Below are 2,588 nucleotides of genomic sequence, written 5' to 3' on the forward strand. Positions count from 1 at the left end.
CCATCGACGAGGCGATCCAGGCGGCCGTGCTCGACCGCTCGTCGGTGCGTCCCAAATCGGCGGTGCTGGCGGTGGCTGGCCCGGTCGACGGCGACGAGATCGAGCTGACCAACTGCCCCTGGATCGTCAAGCCGAGGAAAATGTTCGCCAGCCTCGGCCTGAGCGACATCGTCGTGCTCAACGATTTCGAGGCGCAGGCGCTGGCCGTCGTTGCGCTCGGCGAGGAGCACATGGAAAAGATCGGCGGCGGCACGCCGGAGCCCAATGCCGGGCGCGTCGTGCTCGGCCCCGGAACCGGGCTCGGCGTCGCCGGGCTGGTCCATGCGCTGCACCATTGGATACCGGTGCCCGGCGAGGGCGGCCATATGGACATCGGCCCGCGCACACCGCGCGATTTCGAGGTTTTTCCGCATATCGAGAAGCTCGAAGGCCGCGTTTCGGGCGAGCAGATCCTGTGCGGACGCGGTCTGGTCAATGTCTACAGGGCGGTGGCCAAGGCGGACGGCAAGCCGTCGCCCTTCACCACGCCGGCCGAGATCACTGCCGCGGCACTTGCGAAAACCGATCCGGTTGCAGTGGAAGCGCTGGAGATTTTCGTCACCTGCCTTGGGCGCACCGCAGGCGACCTTGCTCTGGTGTTCATGAGCCGCGGCGGCGTGTTCCTCACCGGTGGCATCGCGCAGAAGATCGTGCCGGCGCTGAAAGCCGGCAATTTCCGCGCCGCTTTCGAGGACAAGGCGCCGCACAGCGCGATGATGCGCACCATGCCGGTCTACGTCATCACCCACCCGCTGGCCGCACTTCTGGGCCTTGCCGCCTATGCCAGGAACCCCTTGCTGTTCGGTGTCCAGACGGAGGGCCGGCGCTGGCAGGCCTGAAAGCCAGCGAAGCGCTCGCGCCCCGCGACGAAGTTAATCAGGTGCGGGCATAGGCAATCAGGCCGCAGGGCGTTAAGAGGGGTGCCGAATTTGCAGCCCCGGTCCCACGAGGCGGAAAACCACAAAGCGCTCCCGATTTGACACTTGAAGCTCCAAACAAACAAAAAGCCCGGCCCGGCGAGGTCACAGCGGTGCTCCGCCGCATCCTCGCTGAAAACGGCAAAGAGTATCGCTGGACCTATGTCGTCGCCGTCTCTTGCCTGCTGATCGTTTCCGGCACCACCGCCTTCACGGCGTGGATCATGGCCCCGATGATCAACCAGATCTTCTACGAACGACGCGGCGATATGCTCTGGTTGATCTGCGCCGGTTTCATGGGGGCCTCCCTGCTGCGCGGCTTCGCCGGTTACGGCCAAGCAGTCGCGTTGGCCAGTATCGGCAACAATCTGGTCGCGCGCTACCAGAAGCGTAGCTTCGACCATCTGATGAAGCTCGGCGTCAACTTCTTCAACGATACGCGTTCCGGTCGGCTGGCGGCACAGGTCAGCGAGAATGTCGGCGGCGTTCGCGATCTGCTGTCGCTGACACTGACCTCCATCAGCCGCGACGCGGTCACGCTGGTCGCTCTCGTCGGCGTGATGATCTATCAGGATCCGGTGTTGTCGCTCAGCTCGCTGCTGATCGGCCCTCCACTGATCTGGGCCGTCGTCTATATCACCCGCCGACTGCGGCGTATCAACCGGGAATCCGTCCTGATCAATTCGCGGCTGAACGGGTCCGTGCAGGAAGCCACGCAAGGCATCGCCATCGTCAAGGCCTTCACCTTGGAGGCCGAGCTGGCGCGCCGCATCGGCATCATGGCGGACACGGCCGAGCAGCGTAACAACAAGATCGCCCGCGTCTCGGAGCGGCTGTCGCCGATTTCCGAGATTCTGGGCGGTCTCGCCATCACCTCCGTACTTGCCTATTCCGGCTACCGGGCGTTGTATCTTGGGCAGCCGCCGGGCGCGGTTTTCTCCTTCATCACCGCGCTGATCATGGCTTACGATCCGGCAAGACGCCTGGCGCGCACACAGGTGGGCATGGAACGTGCCCTGGTCAACGCGCGCATGATCTACGAGTTGCTCGACCTGGAGCCGAAACAGGGCGACGCACCCGATGCCGTCGAGGCGAGGATCACCACCGGCGAGGTGCGTTTCGACAATGTGACGTTCGGCTACAGCGCCGACATGCCGGTGCTTAGGGACCTGAGCTTTACCGCCGCGGCCGGCAAGGTGACGGCGATCGTCGGTGCGTCGGGCGCCGGCAAATCGACGCTGGTGGCCCTCTTGCAGCGCTTCTACGACGTCGACCGGGGCAGCATCGAGGTCGATGGCCAGGACATCTCGAAGGTAACCAAGCATTCGCTGCGGCAGTCGATCGCCTATGTGGCGCAGGCGCCCTATCTGTTCGAAGGCACGATCCGCGACAACATCCGCTACGGCCGTCTGTCGGCCACGGACGCCGAGATCGAGCAGGCGGCGAAACAGGCGGCAGCCGACGAGTTCATCCGCCAGCAGCCGCAAGGTTACGACACGCCGGTCGGCGAAGGCGGCTCGACCCTTTCCGGCGGCCAGCGCCAGCGCGTCTCGATCGCCCGCGCCATCGTGCGCCAGGCACCGATCCTGCTGCTCGACGAGGCGACATCGGCGCTCGACAACGAGGCGGAGG

At 65.1% G+C, this 2,588-nt stretch carries 2 protein-coding genes; both read left to right on the plus strand.

All coding sequences use genetic code 11. The annotated features are described in order from the left end of the window. Positions 1-878 (plus strand): glucokinase (locus EN906_RS30420; protein ID WP_127375616.1); only part of this gene is annotated, 878 nt, incomplete at its 5' end. Between the two features lie 137 nt (positions 879-1,015). Continuing rightward, on the plus strand, positions 1,016-2,588 hold a 1,573-nt coding region (locus tag EN906_RS30425), incomplete at its 3' end, for an ABC transporter ATP-binding protein (protein ID WP_164777478.1).

Origin of the sequence: Mesorhizobium sp. M7A.F.Ca.CA.004.06.1.1, from assembly GCF_003999135.1 — a bacterium.
Classification (GTDB): domain Bacteria; phylum Pseudomonadota; class Alphaproteobacteria; order Rhizobiales; family Rhizobiaceae; genus Mesorhizobium.